We start from the raw sequence: 19487 nt of genomic DNA, 5'->3' as shown, positions 1-19487 counted from the left end.
GCGTTATCCGCCGATGTTGTTCGGCGGCGGATAACCCGTTCCGGGTTATTCGCCCTACGGTTCGGGATCAGCGGGCCTTGAGGTTCATCTTCTTGCGCCCCTCGGCCGGGCTCAGGGCGCGGCCGCCGAGACGCTCGATGATCTCGATGGCGCGCTCGACCAGTTGGCCGTTGCTGGMGTGTACGCCGCGGTCCAGCCAGATGTTGTCTTCCAGGCCGACCCGCACATTGCCGCCCAGCAGCATGGCCTGGGCGACCATCGGCATCTGCGAGCGGCCGATGCCGAAGCCGGCCCAGGTCAGGCCGTCGGGAATGTTGTCGGCCATGGCCTTCATGGTGGTGGTGTCGGCCGGGGCGCCCCACGGGATGCCGAGGCAGATCTGGATCAGCGGGTCCTCCAGCAGGCCTTCCTTGAGCATCTGCTTGGCGAACCAGAGGTGGCCGGTGTCGAAGATTTCCAGCTCGGCCTTCACCCCCAGCTCGGTGATGCGCTTGGCGCCGGCGCGCAGCTGGGCCGGGGTGGAAACGTAGATGAAGTCGCCGTCGCCGAAGTTCAGGGTGCCGCAGTCCAGGGTGCAGATTTCCGGCAGCAGCTCCTCGACGTGCTTGAGGCGCTCCAGCGGGCCGACCAGGTCGGTGCCGGCACCGAACTCCAGCGGCTGTTCACCCTGGCCGATCTGCAGGTCGCCGCCCATGCCGGCGGTGAGGTTGATGATGACGTCGGTGTCGCTCTCGCGGATGCGCTCGACCACTTCGCGGTAGAGGTTCACGTCGCGGCTGGGCTTGCCGGTCTGCGGGTCGCGGACGTGGCAGTGGGCGACGGTGGCGCCGGCCTTGGCGGCCTCGATGGCGGCGGCGGCGATTTCCTTCGGGGTGACGGGAATGGCCGGGTGCTTGCCGACGGTGTCGCCGGCGCCGGTCACCGCGCAGGTGACAATGACTTCGTAATTCACGGTGGCTGTCCTTCCTGAGGTCGAACGATCCCGCTGCGCGCCGGGCGGCGCGCAGGGAGTCGCGTTGGATTGGCTTGTCTGAGAGCTACTTGAGCGAGGCCTGGACCGCGGCGAGGCCGTCCTTGCCGTCGAAGGTGGTCACGCCGTCGAGCCAGGCCTTGAGCGGCTCGGGGTTCTGTTTCAGCCAGGCCTTGGCGGCATCCACCGGCTGGCTGCGGTCGAGGATCGGCACCATCACCTGGCTGACTTGCTGGCTGCTGAACTTGAGGTTGTGCAGCAGCTTGGCAACGTTGCCGCACTGCGCCTGGTAGCCGGCGGCGGTCATGATCGAGACGGTGGCGGAACCTTCGTTCGGGCCGAACACGTCGTCGCTGCCGGTGAGGTATTTCATGTCGATCTGCAGGTTCATCGGGTGCGGCTTCCAGCCGAAGAACACTACCCACTGCTTGCGCTTGATGGCGCGCTTGACCGCGGTGAGCATGCCGGCCTCGCTGGATTCGACGATCTGGAAGCCCTTCAGACCGAATTTGTCGTCGGCGATCATCTTCGCGGTGATGCGGTTGGAACCGCTGCCGGGCTCGATCAGGTAGATCTTGTTGCTCAGCTTGTCCTTGAACTTGGCGATGTCGGCGAAGGTCTTCAGACCGCCGTCGTAGACGTAACTGGGCACGGCGTAGGTGGACTGTGCGTCGGGCAGGGTCGGCGGGGTGATCACGTCGATCTGCTGCTTGTCCAGGTAGGGCTTGGCCACCGGCTGCATGGTCGGTTGCCAGTAGCCGAGGAAGACGTCGAGCTGCTTGTCGGCCATGCCGGCAAGGATGATCTGCTGCGAGGCGCTGGTCTGCTTGACCTTGTAGCCCAGGCCGTCGAGCACGGCTTCGGCCACCGCGCTGCTGGCGACCACGTCGGTCCAGTTCACCGTGCCCATGCGCACGTTCTGGCACTGGGCGGGCTCGGCGGCCCAGCTGGTGCCGGCGGCGAGCATGAGCGCGGCACAGCCGAGCGCTTGGATCGATAGCTTCATGACTTCTCCCTCAAGGCCTTTGCGGCATTGGTTATCGTTTTTGTACGTCATGGCCCTCACGGGGGCTGAGGAACAAATTACCCAGGCGGCGGCCCAGCGAATCGCACTGCGGCGACCGGCTCTTGCACAGCAGCGACCTCCCCCATTGCCAGGCAGGACTAATTGCACTATGCCAACACAACGCCAGCGCACCGCTCGCCCCGATCGCACGGTAAACGCCATGTCCCAAGACTTCTGGTTCCTGCTGTTGCCCGGTTTCTCGGTGATGGGCTTCGTCTCGGCGGTGGAGCCGCTGCGGGTGGCCAACCGCTTTCGCGGCGAGCTGTATCGCTGGCACCTGATGAGTCTGGACGGCGGGCCGGTATTGGCCAGCAATGGCATGTCAATGAACGCCGACAGCGGCCTGGAGGCGCTGCGCGAAGGCGACACCCTGCTGGTGGTGGCAGGCTTCGAACCGCTGCGCGCCTGCACCCCGGCGCTGCTGCAGTGGCTCAAGCGCCTTGACCGCGAGGGCGTGACCCTGGGCGGCATCGATACCGGCAGCTTCGTGCTGGCCGAGGCCGGGCTGCTGCAGCGCCAGCGCTGCACGGTGCACTGGGAGGCGCTGGAGGCCTTCCGGGAAACTTATCCACAGGTGCAGGCGACCCAGGAGCTGTTCGAGATCGACGGCCCGCGCATCACCTCTGCCGGCGGTACCGCGTCCATCGACCTGATGCTCGACCTGATCGCCCAGGACCACGGGCCGGAACTGGCGGTGCAGGTGTCGGAGCAGTTCGTGGTCGGGCGCATCCGCCCGCGACAGGACCACCAGCGCCTGCAGGTCGCCAGCCGCTATGGGGTGAGCAACCGCAAACTGGTGCAGGTGATCGGCGAGATGGAGCGCCACACCGAACCACCGCTGACCACCCTGGAACTGGCCGAGCGCATCCAGGTGACCCGGCGCCAGTTGGAGCGCCTGTTCCGCCTGCACCTGAACGACACGCCGTCGAACTTCTACCTCGGCCTGCGCCTGGACAAGGCGCGCCAGCTGCTGCGCCAGACCGACATGAGCGTGCTGGAGATCGGCGTGGCCTGCGGCTTCGAGACGCCCTCGTACCTGTCGCGCAGCTACCGGGCGAAGTTCGGGGTGTGCCCGAGCCAGGATCGGGTGGGGCTGCGCAAGGTGGCGGCCAAGGCCTGAAACCCGTAGGGCGCAGAACGCCTACGGCGTCATCCGCCGCCATGGCGGATAACCCGTTCCGGATTATGCGCCCTACGTCTCTGCAGGGGGCTCCACTGGCCGGCCGATCTTGTAGGAGCGAGCTTGCTCGCGAACCGCCCAGCCTGGGAATTACCGGCGAGACCTGTTCGCGAGCAAGGGCTAGGCGCCCCCCTCGGTCCTACAGAAAGCAAAAGCGCCGCACTGCGATTGGCAATATCTGTGGGATCGCCGTCATTTACCCCATCCGGGGTCGGGCGGAGTATGGATACCAGGCACCCAACTCTCACTGCCTCTGGAGACCACCATGAGTGAAGCCCGTCCCCCTCTGCCGCCCTTCACCCGCGAAACCGCCATCGAGAAAGTCCGCCTCGCCGAGGATGGCTGGAACAGCCGCGATCCCCATCGCGTATCGCTGGCCTACACGTCGGACAGCCGCTGGCGCAACCGCGCGACCTTCGTCCAGGGCCGCGAACAGATCGTCCAGTTTCTCACCGCCAAGTGGGTGCGCGAGCAGCAGTACCGGCTGATCAAGGAACTCTGGGCCTTCACCGACAACCGCATCGCCGTGCGCTTCGCCTACGAGTGGCACGACGATTCGGGCAACTGGTTCCGCTCCTACGGCAACGAGAACTGGGCGTTCGACGAGAATGGCCTGATGTTCGAGCGCCACGCCAGCATCAACGACCTGCCGATCAGCGAGGACGAGAGGCTGTTCCGCTGGCCGCAGGGGCGCCGGCCGGATGATCATCCGTCGTTGAGCGAGCTGGGGCTGTAGGAGTTACCCACAGGCCCCGATTGGCTGTCGTAGGAGCGGACTCCGTCCGCGATAGATTACCGGCAGCTCGGAGCTGGCCTGTTGCCCTTCGCGGACAAAGTCCGCTCCTACGCACCGGGAGATCGCGGAGCCAGTCGTAGGGCGCATAACGCGCCAGCGTTATCCGCCCTACGATTTGCCGATCAGGCCGGGACTGCCTGGGCTGGAGTGGCCGACGTCGCGCGGCTCTCTTCCAGAATCATCGCCGCCGCACGCTCGCCAAGCATGATGCACGGCGCGTTGGTGTTGCCGCTGATGAGCGTCGGCATGATCGACGCGTCCACCACGCGCAGGCCCTTCAGGCCGTGCACACGCAGGCGCAGGTCGACCACCGCCAGCGGGTCTTCGCCCATCTTGCAGGTGCCCACCGGGTGGAACACGGTGGCGGCGTATTCGCGCAGGTGCTCCAGCAGTTGCTCATCGGTCTGCACTTGCGGGCCGGGGAGCATCTCGGCGCCACGGATGCTGTCGAATTCCGGCTGGGCGAGGATCTTGCGCGCCAGCTTCACGCCTTCCACCAGCACGCGGCCGTCTTCCTCGTTGGCGAGGAAGTTGTAGTCGATCTCGATGTCGCCACCGGGCTTCACCCGCAGCTCGCCGATGCTCTTGGGCCGCAACACGCAGGTATGCACGGCGTAGCCATGGCCCCATTCGAACAGGCGGCCGCGGTGGCTGCGGTAGCCAGGGACGAAGTGGAACTGCACGTCGGCCAGAGTCTGTTCGAGAGGCGTGCGGGCGAAGCCGCCGGCCTCGACATAGTTGGTGGTCAGCCAGCCCTTCTTCGCCAGCAGGTACTTGAACGGCGAGAGCAGGATCTGCGGCAGAGAGCCGAGGGAGAAGCCCAGGCTCAGCGGGCTCGGCGAGCGCACGGTGACCAGGCCGTCGAGGTGGTCCTGGAGGTTCTTGCCCACGCCTGGCAGGTCGTGTTGCACCGGGATGCCGGCGGCTTTCAGTTCGGCCGCCGGGCCGATGCCGGAGGCCAGGAGGATCTGTGGCGAACCGAGGGAGCCAGCCGAGAGGATCACCTCGCGACGCGCCAGCAGACGTTCGCCGCTGCGCAGTTCGATGCCGGTGACGCGCTCGCCTTCGAGCAGCAGGCGCCCCACCTGGCGGTCGGTCAGCACGCTGAGATTGGGGCGCTGCAGCGGTGCGACGAAGGCACGGTAGCTGCTCAGGCGCTTGGCGTCCTTCTGGGTCAGGTTGTAGATGCCGACGCCTTCGAACTCGCGGCCGTTGAAATCATCGTTGCGGCGCAGGCCGATGCGCTCGCCGGCCTTGATGAACAGGCTGGACAGCGGGTTGGGGTCGCGCGGTTTGTCCACCACCAGTTCGCCCAGGGTGCCGTGCAGCGCCGGGTCCTGGCCGAGCAGGTTGCGCTCGGATTTCTTGAAGAACGGCAGCACGTCCTTCCAGCCCCAGCCGGGGCAGCCTTCGGCTTCCCAGCGGTCGTAGTCGGAGGCGTGGCCGCGGATGTAGATCATGCTGTTCATCGAGCTGGAACCACCCAGCGCCTTGCCGCGCGGGCAGTGCAGCGAGCGGTTGTTCAGGCGCTTCTGCGGCGCGGAGAAGAAGTTCCAGCTGAACACCTTGCTCTTGTACAGGGTGATGGTGCCGGCCGGAGTCTGCACGCGCGGGCTGGCGTCGCTGCCGCCGGCTTCCAGCAGGCAGACGCGTACCGACGGGTCTGCGCTCAGGCGGTTGGCCAGCACGCAACCGGCCGAGCCGGCGCCGACGATGAGGTAGTCGTAGGTGGAATCTTGGGTGAAGGACATGGGGGCTCCGAGTGAGTCTTGCGTGAATCGCAGAACCCCTCACCCCAACCCTCTCCCGAGGGAAGAGGGGGCCGAACGGTGCTGCAGCGGATCACCGCAGCGGCCGGCGCCCTGCAGGAGGCACCAGCCGGCGGCAGGTCAGTGCGCTTCTTCCAGGTCGTCGTGCAGCAGCCCGAGGATCTCGCGCTTCATCTCGATGAACTGGCGATCCATGACCATGTCCAGCGAGCGCGGACGCTCGATGGGCACGTCGAGGATCTGCTTGATACGGCCGGGGCGGGCGCCCATGACGTAGACGCGGTCGCCCAGCAGGATGGCCTCGTCGATGTCGTGGGTGACGAACACCACGGTCTTCTTGCTGTGGTCCCACACGCGCAGCAGCAGTTGCTGCATCTGCATGCGGGTCTGGCTGTCGAGCGCGCCGAAGGGCTCGTCCATCAGCAGGATCTGCGGGTCGTTGGCCAGCGCGCGGGCGATCGCCACGCGCTGCATCATTCCGCCGGAGAGCTGCTTGGGGTAGTTGTTCTCGAAGCGGCGCAGGCCGACTTCGTCGAGGTAGTGGTCGACGATCTCGCGGCGCTCGGCCGCCGGCATGCCACGGCGCTTGAGGCCGAACTCGACGTTCTGGCGCACCGTCAGCCAGGGGAACAGGGTGTAGCTCTGGAACACCATGCCGCGGTCGGCGCCGGGGCCGTCGACCAGTTGGCCGCCGACGTAGATATCGCCCTCGGTGGGCTCGGCCAGGCCAGCGGTGAGATAGAGCAGGCTCGACTTGCCGCAGCCCGACGGCCCGACGATCACCGCGAACTGCTGGTCCGGCACCTCGAAGGACACGTTCTCCAGCGCGCTGAAGGTGCCGCCGTCCGGCGTGCGATAGCGCAGGCTGACGTTCTCCACCCGCAGGCGGGCCGGGTTGGCAGGTTGCTGGCCGGTCACGGCGGGTTCTTCCTGCTTGATCGCTACTGCGCCCATGACGCCACCTTCAGTCGAATGAATCGGAAGAGTTGGTCGGTGATCAGGCCCAGCAGGCCGATGATGGCGATGGCCAGGAAGATCACGTCGACCTGGAAGCCGCGCATGGCCTTGAGGCTGATGTAGCCCAGGCCGCTGGAGGCGGCGACCAGTTCGGCGACCACCAGGTAGGTCCAGGCCCAGCCCATGGTCACGCGCAGGGTGTCGAGCACGCCGGGCAGCGAGGCCGGGCCGAGCACATGGAGGACCACGTCGCGGCGGTTGCAGCCCAGGGTGTAGGAGGCGTTCACCAGGTCCTTGGCAACGCCGCGGGAGACGTCGGCGATCATCACCAGTTGCTGGAAGAACACGCCGAAGATGATCACGGTGACGCGCTGTTCCAGGCCGATGCCGATCCACAGGATGAACAGCGGCACGAAGGAGGTCACCGGCAGGTAGCGAATGAAGTTCACCAGCGGTTCGAGGAAGGCCTGGACGATGCGGAAGCTGCCCATCAGCAGCCCCAGCGGCACCGCCACCAGCGAGGAGATGATGAAGCCGATCATCACCACCTTGACGCTGGCCATCACGTGGGTGGCGAGGGTTCCATCATTGGCCAGGCGCACGCCGGCCGCGAGTACCGCGTCCGGGGTCGGTAGGAACATCGCCGGCACCACGCCGCCGTAGGAAAGCCCGGCCCACAGGCCGAACACGAGGAGCCAGCACAGGGTGCCGGCGGACCAGACCAGCTTCAACGGCAGGTCGACCTTGGGCGTCAGGCAGCGGCTGAGCCAGGATTGCGAACGACGAGGCATCGCGGATTCCTCCAGGCGAGCGGCGCCAGGCCGCCCGCGGGGACAAGAGAGACGGTTACTCGGAGACGAAGCGCGGGTCGACCAGGTCGTCGTAGCTGACTTCCAGGCGCTTGCCCTGCAGGCCGCTCCAGGTCTCGTTGGCGAGACGGATCAGACCCTTGATGTCGCCGGGCTTGCCGGGGGTGCCAATCAGTTGCTCGCTCATCGCCTTGTCGTAGAAGCGCACGCCCTTGGCGGCGTCGGCCAGGGCCTTGGGATCGGCAAGGTAGCCACCGACGCCCTTGGCCATGATGGCGTAGGCCTCGTCCGGGTGTTCCTGGGTGTATTGCACGGCCTTGTACAGGCCTTTCACCAGGGCCTTCACATCCTCGGGCTGCTTCTCGATGACGTCGCAGTTGAGGGCGACCACGTCGACGATCACGCCGGGGGTGGTGGAGCTGTCCACCAGTACCTTGCCCTGCTGCTTCTCGCGCACCAGCGACAGATGCGGCTCCCAGGTCACGGCGGCGGGCACACGGCCGGCGATGAAGGCGCTGGCGGCGTCATCGGCAGTCATGTTCTGCACCTTGATGTCGCTCATGTTCATGCCGGCGTGCTTGAGCAGGTAGGCCAGCCAGAACTGCGAGACGGAGCCTTCGTTGACCGCCACTTCCTGGCCCTTGAGCTGGGCCAGCGAGGTGACGTCCTTGCCCACCAGCACGCCGTCGCCACCATGGCTGTCGTCCAGCGCGGCCACGGCCTTGAAGCAGAACTTGGGTCGGTACTTGAGGATTTCGTCGATGGTGGAGGCGGAGCCGGACAGCTGGCCGGAAGCCTGGGCCGCCATGTACATCGAGGCTTCCTCGATGGTGGTCAGCTGCAGGTCCAGGCCCTGCTCCTTGAAGTAGCCCAGGTCGCGGGCGAGGTACAGGGTGCCGTAGCCGACCCAGGTGGTATGGCCGATGGACAGGGTACCGGCCTGCGCGCTGGAAACGGCGGCGAGAGCCAGGGTGGAACACGCGATGGAACGCACGAGCAAGGACTTGATCATGAAGCACTCCCACAGCCGTTTGGCTTTTTTGTTGGTTTACTGCGGCAGTGGCCAGGAGGCCGGTAACACCGGGACATGGGCGGCCCAGCTCGGCATCGGACTCGTGGGTCCTAGCATCTGAAGGCTTGGGTCTTGCGACATGTCTGACAGACCGATGTTGGCCGAAGCAGGAGGCTCGGAAAATTATTAAATATGTCGTTGCGCCATAAGAAAAAGCTGCCTTGCGCACGAAATTGCACCAGTCTGGCGCAGAGGGTGGGCTGAACGAGGGCACGGGCGGTTCCGTGCTGCACTATCGTTGATCGATGCTCTCCTCAAGGAAGTTTTCAGCATGGTCATACGCCCCGTCTTGTCGGTCCTGGCACTCGCCATCGGGCTGTCGCTACACCCCGCATTCGCCGCTACCCCCGCCAACAGTCAGGCCGCTCCGGCACCTGCCGCCACTGAGCTGAAATGGCCGCGGGACTTTGCCCTGGGCGAGCAGCACGTGCAGATATTCCAGCCGCAGATCGAGGGCTGGGACGGCACCCGCATGAGCGGCCGCGCGGCCATCGCGGTGGGCGCCGCCGATGCCGCGCCGACCTACGGCGTGGCGCTGTTCTCCGCCGCCGCCGCTATCGACAAGGCCGAAGGCCTGGTGCAGCTCACCGACCTGCGCATCGACAAGGTGGAAGTGCCCACCGACCCGGACAGCGCCAGCAAGGTCCAGGCGGCCCTGGTGGCGCGCCTGCCCAAGGACGGCATGACCGCCTCCCTGGACGAGCTGCAGGCCAGCTATGCGGTGAACCAGCAGCTGGACCAGCTGCGCCATGTCGAAGTGAAGAACGACGCGCCGCAGATCATCTTCGCCAGCACGCCGACCGTGCTGGTGATGATCGACGGCCAACCGAACTGGCAGGCGCTGCCCAGCAGCGACTTCCAGCGCGTGCTCAACAGCCGCGTGCTGATCCTGCGCGATGCCCAGGGCAACAACTATCTCAACGCCACCGGCAACTGGTACACGGCCCAGGCGCTGGACGGCAGCTGGCTGGTGCTGAGCCAGCCACCCAAGGCGCTGGTCAGCGCACAGCAGGTGGCGGAGAAGGCCGGTCCGGTTGACGCCCTGCTGCCCAGCAACGGCAAGCAGCCGGGCAAGGCCCCGGCCGTGCTGGTGGCGACCCAGCCCACCGAGCTGATCGTCAGCGATGGCACCGCGCAGATGGCACCGGTGGACGGTGTCAGCCTGCTGACCATGCAGAACGCCGACCATGCGGTGTTCGTCGACCCGACCCACAACACCTGGTACGTGCTGCTTTCCGGCCGCTGGTTCAGCGGTTCCGGCGAAAAGGGCCCGTGGAAGTACGTCGACGGCAGCGACCTGCCCGCCGACTTCGCGAAGATCTCGCCCAAGGACCCGAAGGCCAACGTACTGGTCTCGGTGCCCGGCACGCCGCAGGCGAAAGAAGCGGCGATTGCGGCGAGCATCCCGCAGACGGCTTCGGTCTCGCGCAGCAAGGCGACGCTGGCGGTGAAGTACGATGGCGCGCCGAACTTCCAGCCGATCACCGGCACCAGCCTGCAGTACGCGGTCAATACACCGACACCGGTCATCGAAGTGGCGCCCAACCAGTTCTACGCAGTGAGCAACGGCGTATGGTTCACCGCCCCCGCCCCAACCGGTGCCTGGCAGGTGGCAACCGAAGTGCCCACGGCCATCTACGGCATTCCACCGAGTTCGCCGGTGTACTACGTCACCTACGTGCACATCTATTCGGTGACCCCGGAGACAGTGGTGGTGGGGTACACCCCCGGTTACCTGGGCGTGGTAGTGAACAGCAGCGGTACGGTGGTCTACGGCACCGGCTACACCTATCCGGCCTACGTCAGCCAGACCGTCTACTACGGCTACCCGCCGACCTATGGCTACGGTGCCGGCTTCGCCGTCGGCGCACTGACCGGCTTCGCCTTCGGCTATGCCGCCGGCGCCTGGTGGGGCTCGCCGCAACCCTATTGGGGACCGTACTGGGGACCCTACCCGCGCGGCGGCTGGAGCTACAGCAACATCAACCAGGCCAACTTCTACGGGCGCTGGGGTCAGGGCACCGTCACCCATGCCTACGGCTACGACGCCTGGAGCGGCAACCGCTGGCAGGGCAGTTCGGCGGTCGGCTACAACCCGCGCACCGGCACGCGCTACCAGGGCGCGCAGGGCGCGGTGTTCAACCCCTATACCGGCGAGGGCGCGGCCGGCCGACGCGGCGCGTTTGCCAATGCGTCCACCGGCATATCCGGCGCTGGCCGCAGTGGCGTCGCCTATGACGCCGACAGCGGCGACTTCAAGGCAGGTCAACAAGGCATCAAGCACAACGCCCAGACCGGCCGCACCACCATCGCCGAACGCGGTGTCTCCGGCGATGTGGACGACGGTCGCGGCAGCTACAACAAGCAGAACCAGGGCATCAGCTACAACAAGCGCACCGGCAACGCCGTGGCCTGGAAGAACGGTGACGTCTACGCCGGGCACGACGGCAACGTCTACCAGCGCACCGACAACGGCTGGCAGCAGCACACCAGCAATGGCTGGCAACCGGTGCAGCAGAACCAGACCAACGTGCGCAGCCAGCTGGACCAGCAGTACCAGTCGCGGCAGATCGGCCAGCAGCGCTTCAACCAGACCCAGCGCCAGTGGGGCGGTGGCGGGCGCATGGGCGGTGGCCATTTCGGCGGCGGCGGATTCCGTCGCTGATCCGCTGAACTGCCCCTGTGGACAAGGTTTTCCACAACACCAACTGTTGTGGAAAACCTTTCCCCACAAGACGCCAGATTTATCCACACGCCTTGCTCTCCCCTGCCCTGCCTCGGCAAGATGCCCGCTCCCACCATCATCGCGGGGTTGCCGTGACCGCTCTGTTCCAGGCCCTTTGGCCGCTGTTCGCACTGATCGTCGGTGGCTTCGTGCTGCGCCGCAAAGGTTTCCCCGGCGACGCCTTCTGGCCGGCGGCGGAACGGCTCAACTACTTCATCCTGTTCCCCGCGCTGCTCGCCAGCAGCCTCGCCAGCGCGCCGCTGAACGACCCCGGCCTCGCCCGCCAGGCCTTGGCGGTGGTGCTAGGGCTGGGCATCGCCTGGATTGCCCTGCTGATCGCCAAGCGCCTACGCGGCTGGAACGCCGCGCGCTTCGGCGCCATCGCCCAGGGCGTGCTGCGCTTCAACACTTACCTGGGCCTCGCCGCCGTCGGCAGCCTCTACGGCAAGCCGGGGCTGACCCTCGCCGCGCTGATGCTGGCGCTGATGGTGCCGACAGTGAACGTGATGTCGGTGTGGGCGCTGACCGCCGAACGCGGGATCAGCCTGCGTTCGCTGCTCCTGCCCATCGTGAAGAACCCGCTGATCCTCGCCTGCGTGGCTGGCGCTCTGCTCAACGTGACGGGTATCGGCCTGCCTGGCGGCACGGATCGCCTGTTCAACCTGCTGGCGGTGGCCAGTCTGCCGCTGGGCCTGCTCTGCGTGGGCGCGGCGCTGCAACCGCAGGAACTGCGCGCGGAGGTTTCGGCGCTGGGCTGGAACTGCGCGATCCGTCTGCTGGTCATGCCGCTGCTGGCCTTCGCCATCACCCGCCTGCTCGCCCTGCCGTCCCTGGAGAGCGCGCTGCTGGTGCTGTTCTTCGCCTTGCCTACAGCGCCGACCGCCTATGTGCTGACTCGCCAACTGGGCGGCGAAAGCGGGTTGATGGCCGGGATCATCACGCTGCAGACGTTGCTGGCGGGGGCCAGCCTGCTGCTGGTGATGGGGCTGATCCAGTCACTCGGCTGATCCGCTGGCGCATCAGAACTCCACCTATCGCCAATACCGTGATCCACAATGGCTACAGGCGATCCTGGCGTGGTCGGGCAGCCGAGCTGATCCCGGCTTCTCTCTCGTGACGAGGCAACTCCGTGCGCAACTGGCTGACTCTGCTGGCTCTGGTCGCTCCGCTGTGCTGGGCGGCGGACGTGGCGAAGGACTTCACCTTCGCCGGCACCGACTATTTCCATCGCTGGTCGCGGGAGGATCAGCACGAGTTCACGCCGCAAGGCCAGACAGACCTGGCGAAATGGCAGGACATGCTCACCCTGCACCGCTACACGGCAGCGAAGGACGCCGAGCAGATGGCCGCCGTGGCCAACGCGGTGCTGGATAACTACAAGCAGCAGGGCGCAATGATCCTCAAGGTGGACGCCAGCCCCGCGCGGGGCAACCAGCCGGCGGTGTACTTCATCGCCGCCGTGTTCCCGCAGCCGAGCTTCATCGAAGCGGTGTTCACCCGCCTCAAGCTGGAGAACGGTGCCGGCACGGGGGTGATCTACTCCCACAGGCTCTACGGCAAGGGGGTCGGCGAAAGCATGAGCGCCTGGCTCAAGGCCAACGCCGTGGCGAGGGAGAACGAGCTGATGGATTGGCAGCCGCCGGCCAGGGCATTCCAGCGGCGCTGAGACTTGTGGATATCGCGCGTGTGTCTGCACTCGAAAAATCGATGGGTATCGCTGCGCTCCACGCCATCTTACGCAGGGCCTCTCCTGACAGTCCGCAGTAGGTTATCCACATGGCGCAACGGAGCCGCAGGACTTACTCACAAGTCACTGTCGGAGGTTCGCGAGCAAGCTCGCTCCTACAGAAAGCGTCCGTCGATCAATGGAAATTTCGCCGAAAGCCTGCTGAAAGCTTGACCCCCTAGCATCGCCGCCTCGGTCCTCCCGGCCGGACCTGCGTTCGCGCAGCGTACAAAAACAACAATCGGTGATCGCCCATGCCCCGCTTCCTGTCCCTATCCGCCCCGACTCCGTCCGCACTGCCAGCGCTTATCCACAGCTGCTGCTGAATCCCCGCGACGATACGGAGTTATCCCCATGCTGACTTTCCTCGCCTTCGCCATGGTGGCGACCTTCATGTTCCTGATCATGACCAAGCGGCTGTCGGCGCTGATCGCGCTGATCCTGGTGCCGATCGCCTTCGCCCTGCTCGGCGGCTTCGCCAAAGGCCTGGGGCCGATGATGCTGGACGGCATCCGCACCCTGGCGCCGACCGGGGTGATGCTGATGTTCGCCATCCTCTACTTCGCCATCATGATCGACTCCGGGCTGTTCGACCCGGCGGTGCGGCGCATCCTCCGGCTGGTCAAGGGCGACCCGCTGAAGGTGTCGATGGGCACTGCCGCGCTGGCGATGATCGTCTCGCTGGATGGCGACGGCTCGACCACCTACATGATCTGTGTGGCCGCCGTGCTGCCGCTGTACAGCCGGCTGGGCATGAGCCCGCTGCTGATGGCCTGCCTGATCATGCTTTCCAGCGGCGTGCTGAACATGACGCCCTGGGGCGGCCCCACCGCCCGCGCAGCCAGCGCGCTGCACGTCGACCCGGCGGACATCTTCGTGCCGATGATCCCGGCCATGCTCGCCGGCATCGCGGCGATCTTCGGCCTGGCCTGGGTTTACGGCAAACGCGAGCGGGCGCGCCTGGGCGAACTGCACCTGCCGACTGACCAGGAGTCGATGGCCGAGGTCAGCGTCTCGCAGTTCCCCGAAGCGCGCCGGCCGAAGCTGCTGTGGTTCAACGCGGTGCTCACGGTGGTCCTGATGGGCACCCTGATCGCCGGCCTGCTGCCGATGCCGGTACTCTTCATGATCGCCTTCGGTATCGCGATGATCGTGAACTATCCCTGCATCCTGGAGCAGAAGAAGCGCATTGGCGCCCATGCCGAGAATGTCCTCGCGGTGGTTTCGCTGATCTTCGCCGCCGGGGTCTTCACCGGGATTCTTTCCGGAACAGGGATGGTCGAAGCCATGTCCAAGAGCCTGCTGGCGGTGATTCCGCCAGCGCTGGGGCCGTACCTGGCGACCATTACGGCGCTGGTGAGCATGCCGTTCACCTTTTTCATGTCCAACGATGCTTTCTACTACGGCGTGCTCCCGGTACTCTCCCAGGCCGCCGCGCAGTACGGCATCACCCCGGTGGAAATGGCCCGTGCCTCCATCGTCGGCCAGCCGGTACACCTGCTCAGCCCGCTGGTGCCATCCACCTACCTGCTGGTGGGCCTGGCCAAGGTGGACTTTGGCGACCACCAGCGCTTCACCCTCAAGTGGGCCGTGCTGGTGTGCCTGGCGATCCTCGCCGCGGCCCTGCTGCTGGGCCTGTTTCCCCTCTTCAACGACTGACTTCGAGTACCGCTCAAATGGAATGGCTGACCAGCCCTGAAATCTGGATTGCGTTCTTCACCCTGACTGCCCTGGAGATCGTCCTGGGCATCGACAACATCATCATGATTTCCATCCTGGTCGGCCGCATGCCCAAGCACATGCAGCCGCGCACGCGCTTCTTCGGGCTGGCGCTGGCGATGGTCACGCGCATCCTCCTGCTGCTCTCGATCACCTGGGTGATGCGCCTCACCGCCGACCTGTTCCACGTGTTCGGCCAGGGCATTTCCGGGCGCGACCTGATCCTGTTCTTCGGCGGCCTGTTCCTCCTGTGGAAAAGCAGCAGCGAAATCTTCCACGGCCTGGAAGGCGAGGACGAAGCCGAGGGTGAACCGAAAAGCGTGATGGGCGGCTTCATCGGCACCATCATCCAGATCGCCATCATCGACATCGTGTTCTCGCTGGACTCGGTGATCACCGCCGTGGGCATGGTTTCCAACGTGCCGGTGATGGTCGCGGCGATCGTCGTCGCGGTGCTGGTGATGATGCTGGCGGCCGGCGCCATCAGCGACTTCATCGACAAGCACCCGTCGCTGAAGATGCTCGCGCTGTCGTTCCTCATCGTGGTCGGCACCGTGCTGATCGCCGAAGCCTTCGAAGTCCACGTGCCCAAGGGCTATGTCTACTTCGCCATGGCCTTCTCGCTGGCGGTGGAAGCGCTGAACATCCGCATGCGCACCGCGCGCGGCAGGAAGGAAGACCCGGTGAAGCTGCGCAAGGATATTCCGGGCCAATAGCCTATCCACAGGCGGGCAAAAGAAAACCGGGCTATCCACAGCCCGGTTTATCCACAGCAGCTCGGTATCAGGGGCGTGCGACCGGTTCCGGCCAGTTCAGCACGCCCTTGTCGTTGAAGCGCACCGTGCCGAACAGCCCGCCGGCCAGCTTGCCGTTGATTTCGTAGGGCATGCCCTTGCGCGGCGGCCCGCCGGACAGGCCCCAGGCCTGGCGCAGGGCGGAGAAGGCCGAGATGCTTACCGGTACGCTGATCACTTTTTCGCCAAAGCGCGACACCTGCCCACTGGCGTCGCTCACCCCGCTGGCCAGCGGCTGACCATTCACCGACAGGTCCAGGGCGATGCCGTTGTAGTCGATGGCCTCGTCGTTGGGGTTCTGCACCCGCAGCTTGACCATGAACCGCGCCTCCATGCCCTGGCCGGTGGCCGGCTCCAGGCCGACCAGATCGATACGCAACGGGTCGCGCGTGCCGAACAGGCTGCTGCAGGCACCCAGCGCCAGCAGCAGGGTCATCAGGGCGATACGCCGGGCAATGGCCATGCTTGCTCCTCTTCGCTTCACTTCACGGTGGCCGGACGCAGCCGCCACACGGTGTTACCCACATCGTCGGCCACCAGCACGGCGCCGAACTTATCCACAGCGACGCCGACCGGCCGGCCCTGCGCCTCGTCCTTGTCGTTGACGAAGCCATCCAGCACCGTCACTGGCGGGCCGTTGGGCTGGCCGCTGCCGAAGGGAATGAACAGTACCTGGTAGCCGCTGCGCGGCTTGCGGTTCCACGAACCGTGCTGGCCGATGAACACGCCGCCACGATAGCGCTCCGGCAGCAGGCTGCCGTGATAGAAGGCAAGACCCAGGGAAGCGGTATGCGCACCGAGGGCGTAATCCGGCACCAGGGCCTTGGCCACCATGTCCGGGCGCGGCGGCTCGACGCGTTTATCCACATGCTGGCCGTAGTAGCTCCAGGGCCAGCCGTAGAAGCCATCTTCCTTCACCGAAGTCATGTAGTCGGGCACCAGGTCGTTGCCCAGTTCGTCACGCTCGTTCACGGCTGTCCACAGGGCGCCGCTGTTCGGCTCCCAGTCCAGGCCATTGGGGTTGCGCAGACCGGAGGCGAACACGCGGACGTTGCGGTTGGACAGGTCGATCTGCAGGATCGCCGCGCGGTCCTTCTCGGCGTCCAGGCCGTTCTCGCCGACGTTGCTGTTGGAGCCCACGGTGGCGTAGAGGTAGCGCCCGTCGGGGCTGGCGAGGATGTTCTTGGTCCAGTGATGGTTGATCGGCCCGCCCGGCAGGTCGACGACCTTTTCCTCCTTGGCGCTGATCGTCGTATCACCGGTCTTGTAGGGGAAACGCACTACGGCGTCGGCGTTGGCGACGTACAGCCAGTTATCCACAAGCGCCATGCCGAAAGGCGAGAACAGGCCCTGCAGCAGCACGCTGCGCTGCTCCGGCACGCCATCGCCGTCGGCATCGCGCAGCAGGGTGATGCGGTTGGCGCTGGGCACCTGGGCGCCCGCCTTCTCCATCACCTTGCCGGCGACCCAGTCCTTCAGCCCGCCGGATTCCTCCTTGGGCGGGCCCGAGCTTTCCGCCACCAGCACATCGCCATTGGGCAGCACATACAGCCAGCGCGGGTGTTCCAGCTTGTCGGCGAAACGCTGCACCTCCAGCCCCTCGGCGGCGCGCGGCATCTGCCCGGCGGACCAGCCGGTGGCGGTCGCGATGTTGACGGTGGGCAGCAGGCTGCTCTGCGGCTCGGGCAATTGCGGCTGCGGGCCGGTGCCAGCGGTGAACGGCAGGGCGGACTTTTCGCCACAACCAACCAGGGCCAGCAGGGCCAGGACGGGGAACGACCAACGCATGCGACTTCTCCTCGGCGTGAGTCTGGTGAGCACTCAAAGGACGGATTCTAGACATCGATGCTGGCCGCGCCGTGCGAAAAAGTCGACGCAAAGCCTCTCGCGCGGGCTTTCGATCGGCTTTACTCACAGACAGGACTCCCGGCAAATCAGAGATTTGGCGAACCCTCAGGGAAGAACGAGGGTCTACCATGACAGTCTTGTGACAATCGCCTGAAAGCTGCCGTGTCCTTCTCGGCCCTCCGCGCTGTCTGTACGGAGCCGCGGGCGAGGTCGTTACAGGGTCCGTCGACGGACAAACCGCCCACGGGCCCGATTTGCGTGCAAGGGGGCCCGACATGCTGAAACTGCTCGATCTGCTCTCTGCCGTTGCCCTGTTGGTGTGGGGCACACATATCGTCCGCACCGGCATCCTCAGGGTCTACGGCAGCAACCTGCGAAAAATCCTCAGCCGCAGCGTACAGAAGCGCCCGCTGGCCTTCGCCGCCGGCATCGGCGTCACCGCGCTGGTGCAGAGCAGCAACGCCACGGCGCTGCTGGCAACCTCCTTCGTCGCCACCGGGTTGATGGCCCTGGCGCCGGCGCTGGCGATCATGCTCGGCGCCGACGTTGGCACGGCGCTGATGGCGCGGGTGCTGACCTTCGACCTGTCGTGGCTGTCGCCGCTGCTGATCTTCTTCGGCGTGATCTTCTTCCTAGGCCGGCAGAAGTCGCGCCTGGGCCAGCTGGGCCGGGTGTTCATCGGCCTTGGGCTGATCATCCTGGCGCTGCAATTGATCGTTGCGGCGGCGGAGCCGATGACCCAGGCCAAGGGCGTCAAGGTGCTGTTCTCCAGCCTCACCGGCGACGTGATGCTGGACGCCCTGACCGGCGCGCTGTTCGCCATGATTTCCTATTCCAGCCTGGCCGCCGTCCTGCTCACCGCGACCCTGGCGGCATCCAAGGTGATTTCGCTGAAGGTCGCGCTGTGCCTGGTGGTCGGTGCCAACCTGGGCAGCGGCATCCTGGCGATGATCAGCGCCTCCTCGCAGAACGCCGCCGGGCGCCGCGTGGCATTGGGCAGCCTGCTGTTCAAGGTCGCCGGCTGCGCCCTGGTGCTGCCGCTGGTAGGGCCGCTGGCGGAGTGGATCGACCACTGGCAGTTCAGTACCTCGGAACTGGTGATCGCCTTCCACGTGCTCTACAACGCCACCCGCTGCCTCGCCTGCCTGCCGCTGACCGGGCAGATGGCAGCCTTCTGCACGCGGATCATGCCCGACCGCCATTCCCCGGAAGACATCGTGCGCCCGCGCCACCTCGACCCGGGGGCACTGGATACGCCGAGCCTGGCGCTGGTCAACGCGGTGCGCGAGACCCTGCGTATGGGCGATATCGTCGAGCACATGCTGAACAACCTGATGCAGGTCATCCAGACCGGCGATCCCCTGCTGGGCAAGGAGATCCGCAAGCAGGACGACGACGTCGATGCGCTCTACACCGCGATCAAGCTGTACCTGGCACGCATGCCTCGCGAGGACCTGAGCGAGGCCGACAGCCGTCGCTGGGCAGAGATCATCGAGCTGGCGATCAACCTGGAACAGGCAGGCGACATCATCGAGCACATGCTCGGCGCCGTGCAGGACAAGAAGACCTCGCGCAGCCGCTCCTTCTCCGACAATGGCCTGGAAGAAATCACCGTGCTGCATGGCCAGTTGGTGGCCAACCTGCGCCTGTCGCTCTCGGTGTTCCTCAATGGCGACCAGGAAGGCGCCAAGCGCCTGCGCCGCGCCAAGCAGCGCTTCCGCCTGCAGGAGCGGCGCTTCGCCCATTCCCACGTCGACCGCCTGCACCAGCAGGTGGTGCAGAGCATCGAGACCAGTTCGCTGCACCTGGACTTGATCAGCGACATGAAGCGGCTCAACTCGCTGTTCTGCGCCATCGCCTATGCTGTGCTGGACAACCCGGACGCCAGCGCTACGGCAGCCGATGAGCCTGTGGAGGACGAAGACTTCGTCGAACGCGAAGTCGAGGCGGTGCAGCAGCATCGGCCGCCGCCCCCCGGTTCCAGCGCGACGGGTTGATGGTCGTGGAGGCCCTTGCGAGCACTTCGTCGGAGTGCTCGCAGGCCCCTACAAAGTCC

The 19487-nt window shown here is 66.0% G+C and carries 16 protein-coding genes; 8 read left to right on the top strand and 8 right to left on the bottom strand.

Translation table 11 applies throughout. From position 1 onward, the window contains the following. Positions 1–67 precede the first annotated feature (67 nt). Both QO207_RS02270 and QO207_RS02265 read right to left on the bottom strand, forming a co-directional pair. Positions 68–952 (bottom strand): 3-keto-5-aminohexanoate cleavage protein, encoded by an 885-nt coding sequence (locus tag QO207_RS02270; protein WP_301479158.1) that lies wholly within the window; start codon positions 950–952, stop codon positions 68–70. Positions 953–1037: 85 nt separating this feature from the next. Next, the gene (locus QO207_RS02265) at positions 1038–1976 is read right to left on the bottom strand and encodes a choline ABC transporter substrate-binding protein (protein WP_301479157.1); all 939 of its coding nucleotides are present in this window, start codon (positions 1974–1976) and stop codon (positions 1038–1040) included. Positions 1977–2196: 220 nt separating this feature from the next. On the opposite strand from QO207_RS02265, the gene QO207_RS02260 reads away from it, so the two are divergent. Both QO207_RS02260 and QO207_RS02255 read left to right on the top strand, forming a co-directional pair. Beyond that, positions 2197–3156, top strand: coding sequence for a GlxA family transcriptional regulator (locus QO207_RS02260; RefSeq protein ID WP_301479155.1), 960 nt, complete (start codon positions 2197–2199; stop codon positions 3154–3156). 325 nt (positions 3157–3481) lie between these two features. Beyond that, a complete protein-coding gene (locus tag QO207_RS02255) occupies positions 3482–3952 on the top strand; it encodes a nuclear transport factor 2 family protein (protein WP_301479153.1) in 471 nt (156 codons plus the stop codon). Between the two features lie 182 nt (positions 3953–4134). Here the strand turns inward: QO207_RS02255 and QO207_RS02250 are convergent, their stop codons facing one another. The 4 genes from QO207_RS02250 to QO207_RS02235 form a co-directional block, all read right to left on the bottom strand. Continuing rightward, positions 4135–5763, bottom strand: a complete 1629-nt coding sequence (locus QO207_RS02250; protein ID WP_301479151.1) for a GMC family oxidoreductase — start codon at positions 5761–5763, stop codon at positions 4135–4137. Between the two features lie 138 nt (positions 5764–5901). Next, positions 5902–6735: an ABC transporter ATP-binding protein gene (locus QO207_RS02245; RefSeq protein WP_301479149.1), complete on the bottom strand. Its 834-nt coding sequence runs from the start codon at positions 6733–6735 to the stop codon at positions 5902–5904. Beyond that, on the bottom strand, positions 6723–7529 hold the full coding sequence (locus QO207_RS02240; protein ID WP_301479147.1) for an ABC transporter permease: 807 nt from the start codon (positions 7527–7529) through the stop codon (positions 6723–6725). Before QO207_RS02240 ends, QO207_RS02245 begins: the two co-directional genes overlap by 13 nt. 55 nt (positions 7530–7584) lie before the next feature. After that, the gene (locus QO207_RS02235) at positions 7585–8559 is read right to left on the bottom strand and encodes an ABC transporter substrate-binding protein (RefSeq protein WP_301479146.1); all 975 of its coding nucleotides are present in this window, start codon (positions 8557–8559) and stop codon (positions 7585–7587) included. 331 nt (positions 8560–8890) lie between these two features. Between QO207_RS02235 and QO207_RS02230 the strand changes: the two genes are divergently transcribed. From QO207_RS02230 to QO207_RS02210, 5 genes are all read left to right on the top strand, one after another. Next, on the top strand, positions 8891–11284 hold the full coding sequence (locus tag QO207_RS02230; protein ID WP_301479144.1) for a carbohydrate-binding family V/XII: 2394 nt from the start codon (positions 8891–8893) through the stop codon (positions 11282–11284). A gap of 107 nt (positions 11285–11391) precedes the next feature. Then, the gene (locus tag QO207_RS02225; protein ID WP_301479410.1) at positions 11392–12351 is read left to right on the top strand and encodes an AEC family transporter; all 960 of its coding nucleotides are present in this window, start codon (positions 11392–11394) and stop codon (positions 12349–12351) included. 122 nt (positions 12352–12473) lie between these two features. Continuing rightward, positions 12474–13010, top strand: a complete 537-nt coding sequence (locus QO207_RS02220; RefSeq protein WP_301479143.1) for a hypothetical protein — start codon at positions 12474–12476, stop codon at positions 13008–13010. Positions 13011–13424: 414 nt separating this feature from the next. After that, the gene (locus QO207_RS02215; protein WP_301479141.1) at positions 13425–14729 is read left to right on the top strand and encodes a CitMHS family transporter; all 1305 of its coding nucleotides are present in this window, start codon (positions 13425–13427) and stop codon (positions 14727–14729) included. Positions 14730–14746: 17 nt separating this feature from the next. Further along, the gene (locus QO207_RS02210) at positions 14747–15505 is read left to right on the top strand and encodes a TerC family protein (protein WP_301479140.1); all 759 of its coding nucleotides are present in this window, start codon (positions 14747–14749) and stop codon (positions 15503–15505) included. 67 nt (positions 15506–15572) lie between these two features. Here QO207_RS02210 and QO207_RS02205 read toward each other — a convergent pair whose 3' ends face one another. Then, positions 15573–16046: an LEA type 2 family protein gene (locus QO207_RS02205; protein WP_301479138.1), complete on the bottom strand. Its 474-nt coding sequence runs from the start codon at positions 16044–16046 to the stop codon at positions 15573–15575. A gap of 17 nt (positions 16047–16063) precedes the next feature. After that, positions 16064–17371, bottom strand: coding sequence for a sorbosone dehydrogenase family protein (locus QO207_RS02200; RefSeq protein ID WP_301479136.1), 1308 nt, complete (start codon positions 17369–17371; stop codon positions 16064–16066). 335 nt (positions 17372–17706) lie between these two features. Between QO207_RS02200 and QO207_RS02195 the strand changes: the two genes are divergently transcribed. Then, positions 17707–19428 carry a Na/Pi cotransporter family protein gene (locus QO207_RS02195; protein WP_301479134.1) on the top strand — a complete coding sequence of 574 codons (1722 nt, stop codon included), beginning with the start codon at positions 17707–17709 and terminating at the stop codon, positions 19426–19428. Positions 19429–19487: the final 59 nt, after the last annotated feature.

The sequence above is a fragment of the Pseudomonas sp. CAN1 genome (assembly GCF_030462585.1).
Taxonomy (GTDB): Bacteria; Pseudomonadota; Gammaproteobacteria; order Pseudomonadales; family Pseudomonadaceae; genus Pseudomonas.
This window is presented reverse-complemented; position numbering and strand designations above follow the sequence as displayed.

Coding starts and splice junctions, on each gene's coding strand:
- QO207_RS02265 (WP_301479157.1), bottom strand. CDS start 1,976: ATGAAGCTATCGATCCAAGCGCTCGGCTGTGCCGCGCTCATGCTCGCC.
- QO207_RS02260 (WP_301479155.1), top strand. CDS start 2,197: ATGTCCCAAGACTTCTGGTTCCTGCTGTTGCCCGGTTTCTCGGTGATG.
- QO207_RS02255 (WP_301479153.1), top strand. CDS start 3,482: ATGAGTGAAGCCCGTCCCCCTCTGCCGCCCTTCACCCGCGAAACCGCC.
- QO207_RS02250 (WP_301479151.1), bottom strand. CDS start 5,763: ATGTCCTTCACCCAAGATTCCACCTACGACTACCTCATCGTCGGCGCC.
- QO207_RS02245 (WP_301479149.1), bottom strand. CDS start 6,735: ATGGGCGCAGTAGCGATCAAGCAGGAAGAACCCGCCGTGACCGGCCAG.
- QO207_RS02240 (WP_301479147.1), bottom strand. CDS start 7,529: ATGCCTCGTCGTTCGCAATCCTGGCTCAGCCGCTGCCTGACGCCCAAG.
- QO207_RS02235 (WP_301479146.1), bottom strand. CDS start 8,559: ATGATCAAGTCCTTGCTCGTGCGTTCCATCGCGTGTTCCACCCTGGCT.
- QO207_RS02230 (WP_301479144.1), top strand. CDS start 8,891: ATGGTCATACGCCCCGTCTTGTCGGTCCTGGCACTCGCCATCGGGCTG.
- QO207_RS02215 (WP_301479141.1), top strand. CDS start 13,425: ATGCTGACTTTCCTCGCCTTCGCCATGGTGGCGACCTTCATGTTCCTG.
- QO207_RS02210 (WP_301479140.1), top strand. CDS start 14,747: ATGGAATGGCTGACCAGCCCTGAAATCTGGATTGCGTTCTTCACCCTG.
- QO207_RS02205 (WP_301479138.1), bottom strand. CDS start 16,046: ATGGCCATTGCCCGGCGTATCGCCCTGATGACCCTGCTGCTGGCGCTG.
- QO207_RS02200 (WP_301479136.1), bottom strand. CDS start 17,371: ATGCGTTGGTCGTTCCCCGTCCTGGCCCTGCTGGCCCTGGTTGGTTGT.
- QO207_RS02195 (WP_301479134.1), top strand. CDS start 17,707: ATGCTGAAACTGCTCGATCTGCTCTCTGCCGTTGCCCTGTTGGTGTGG.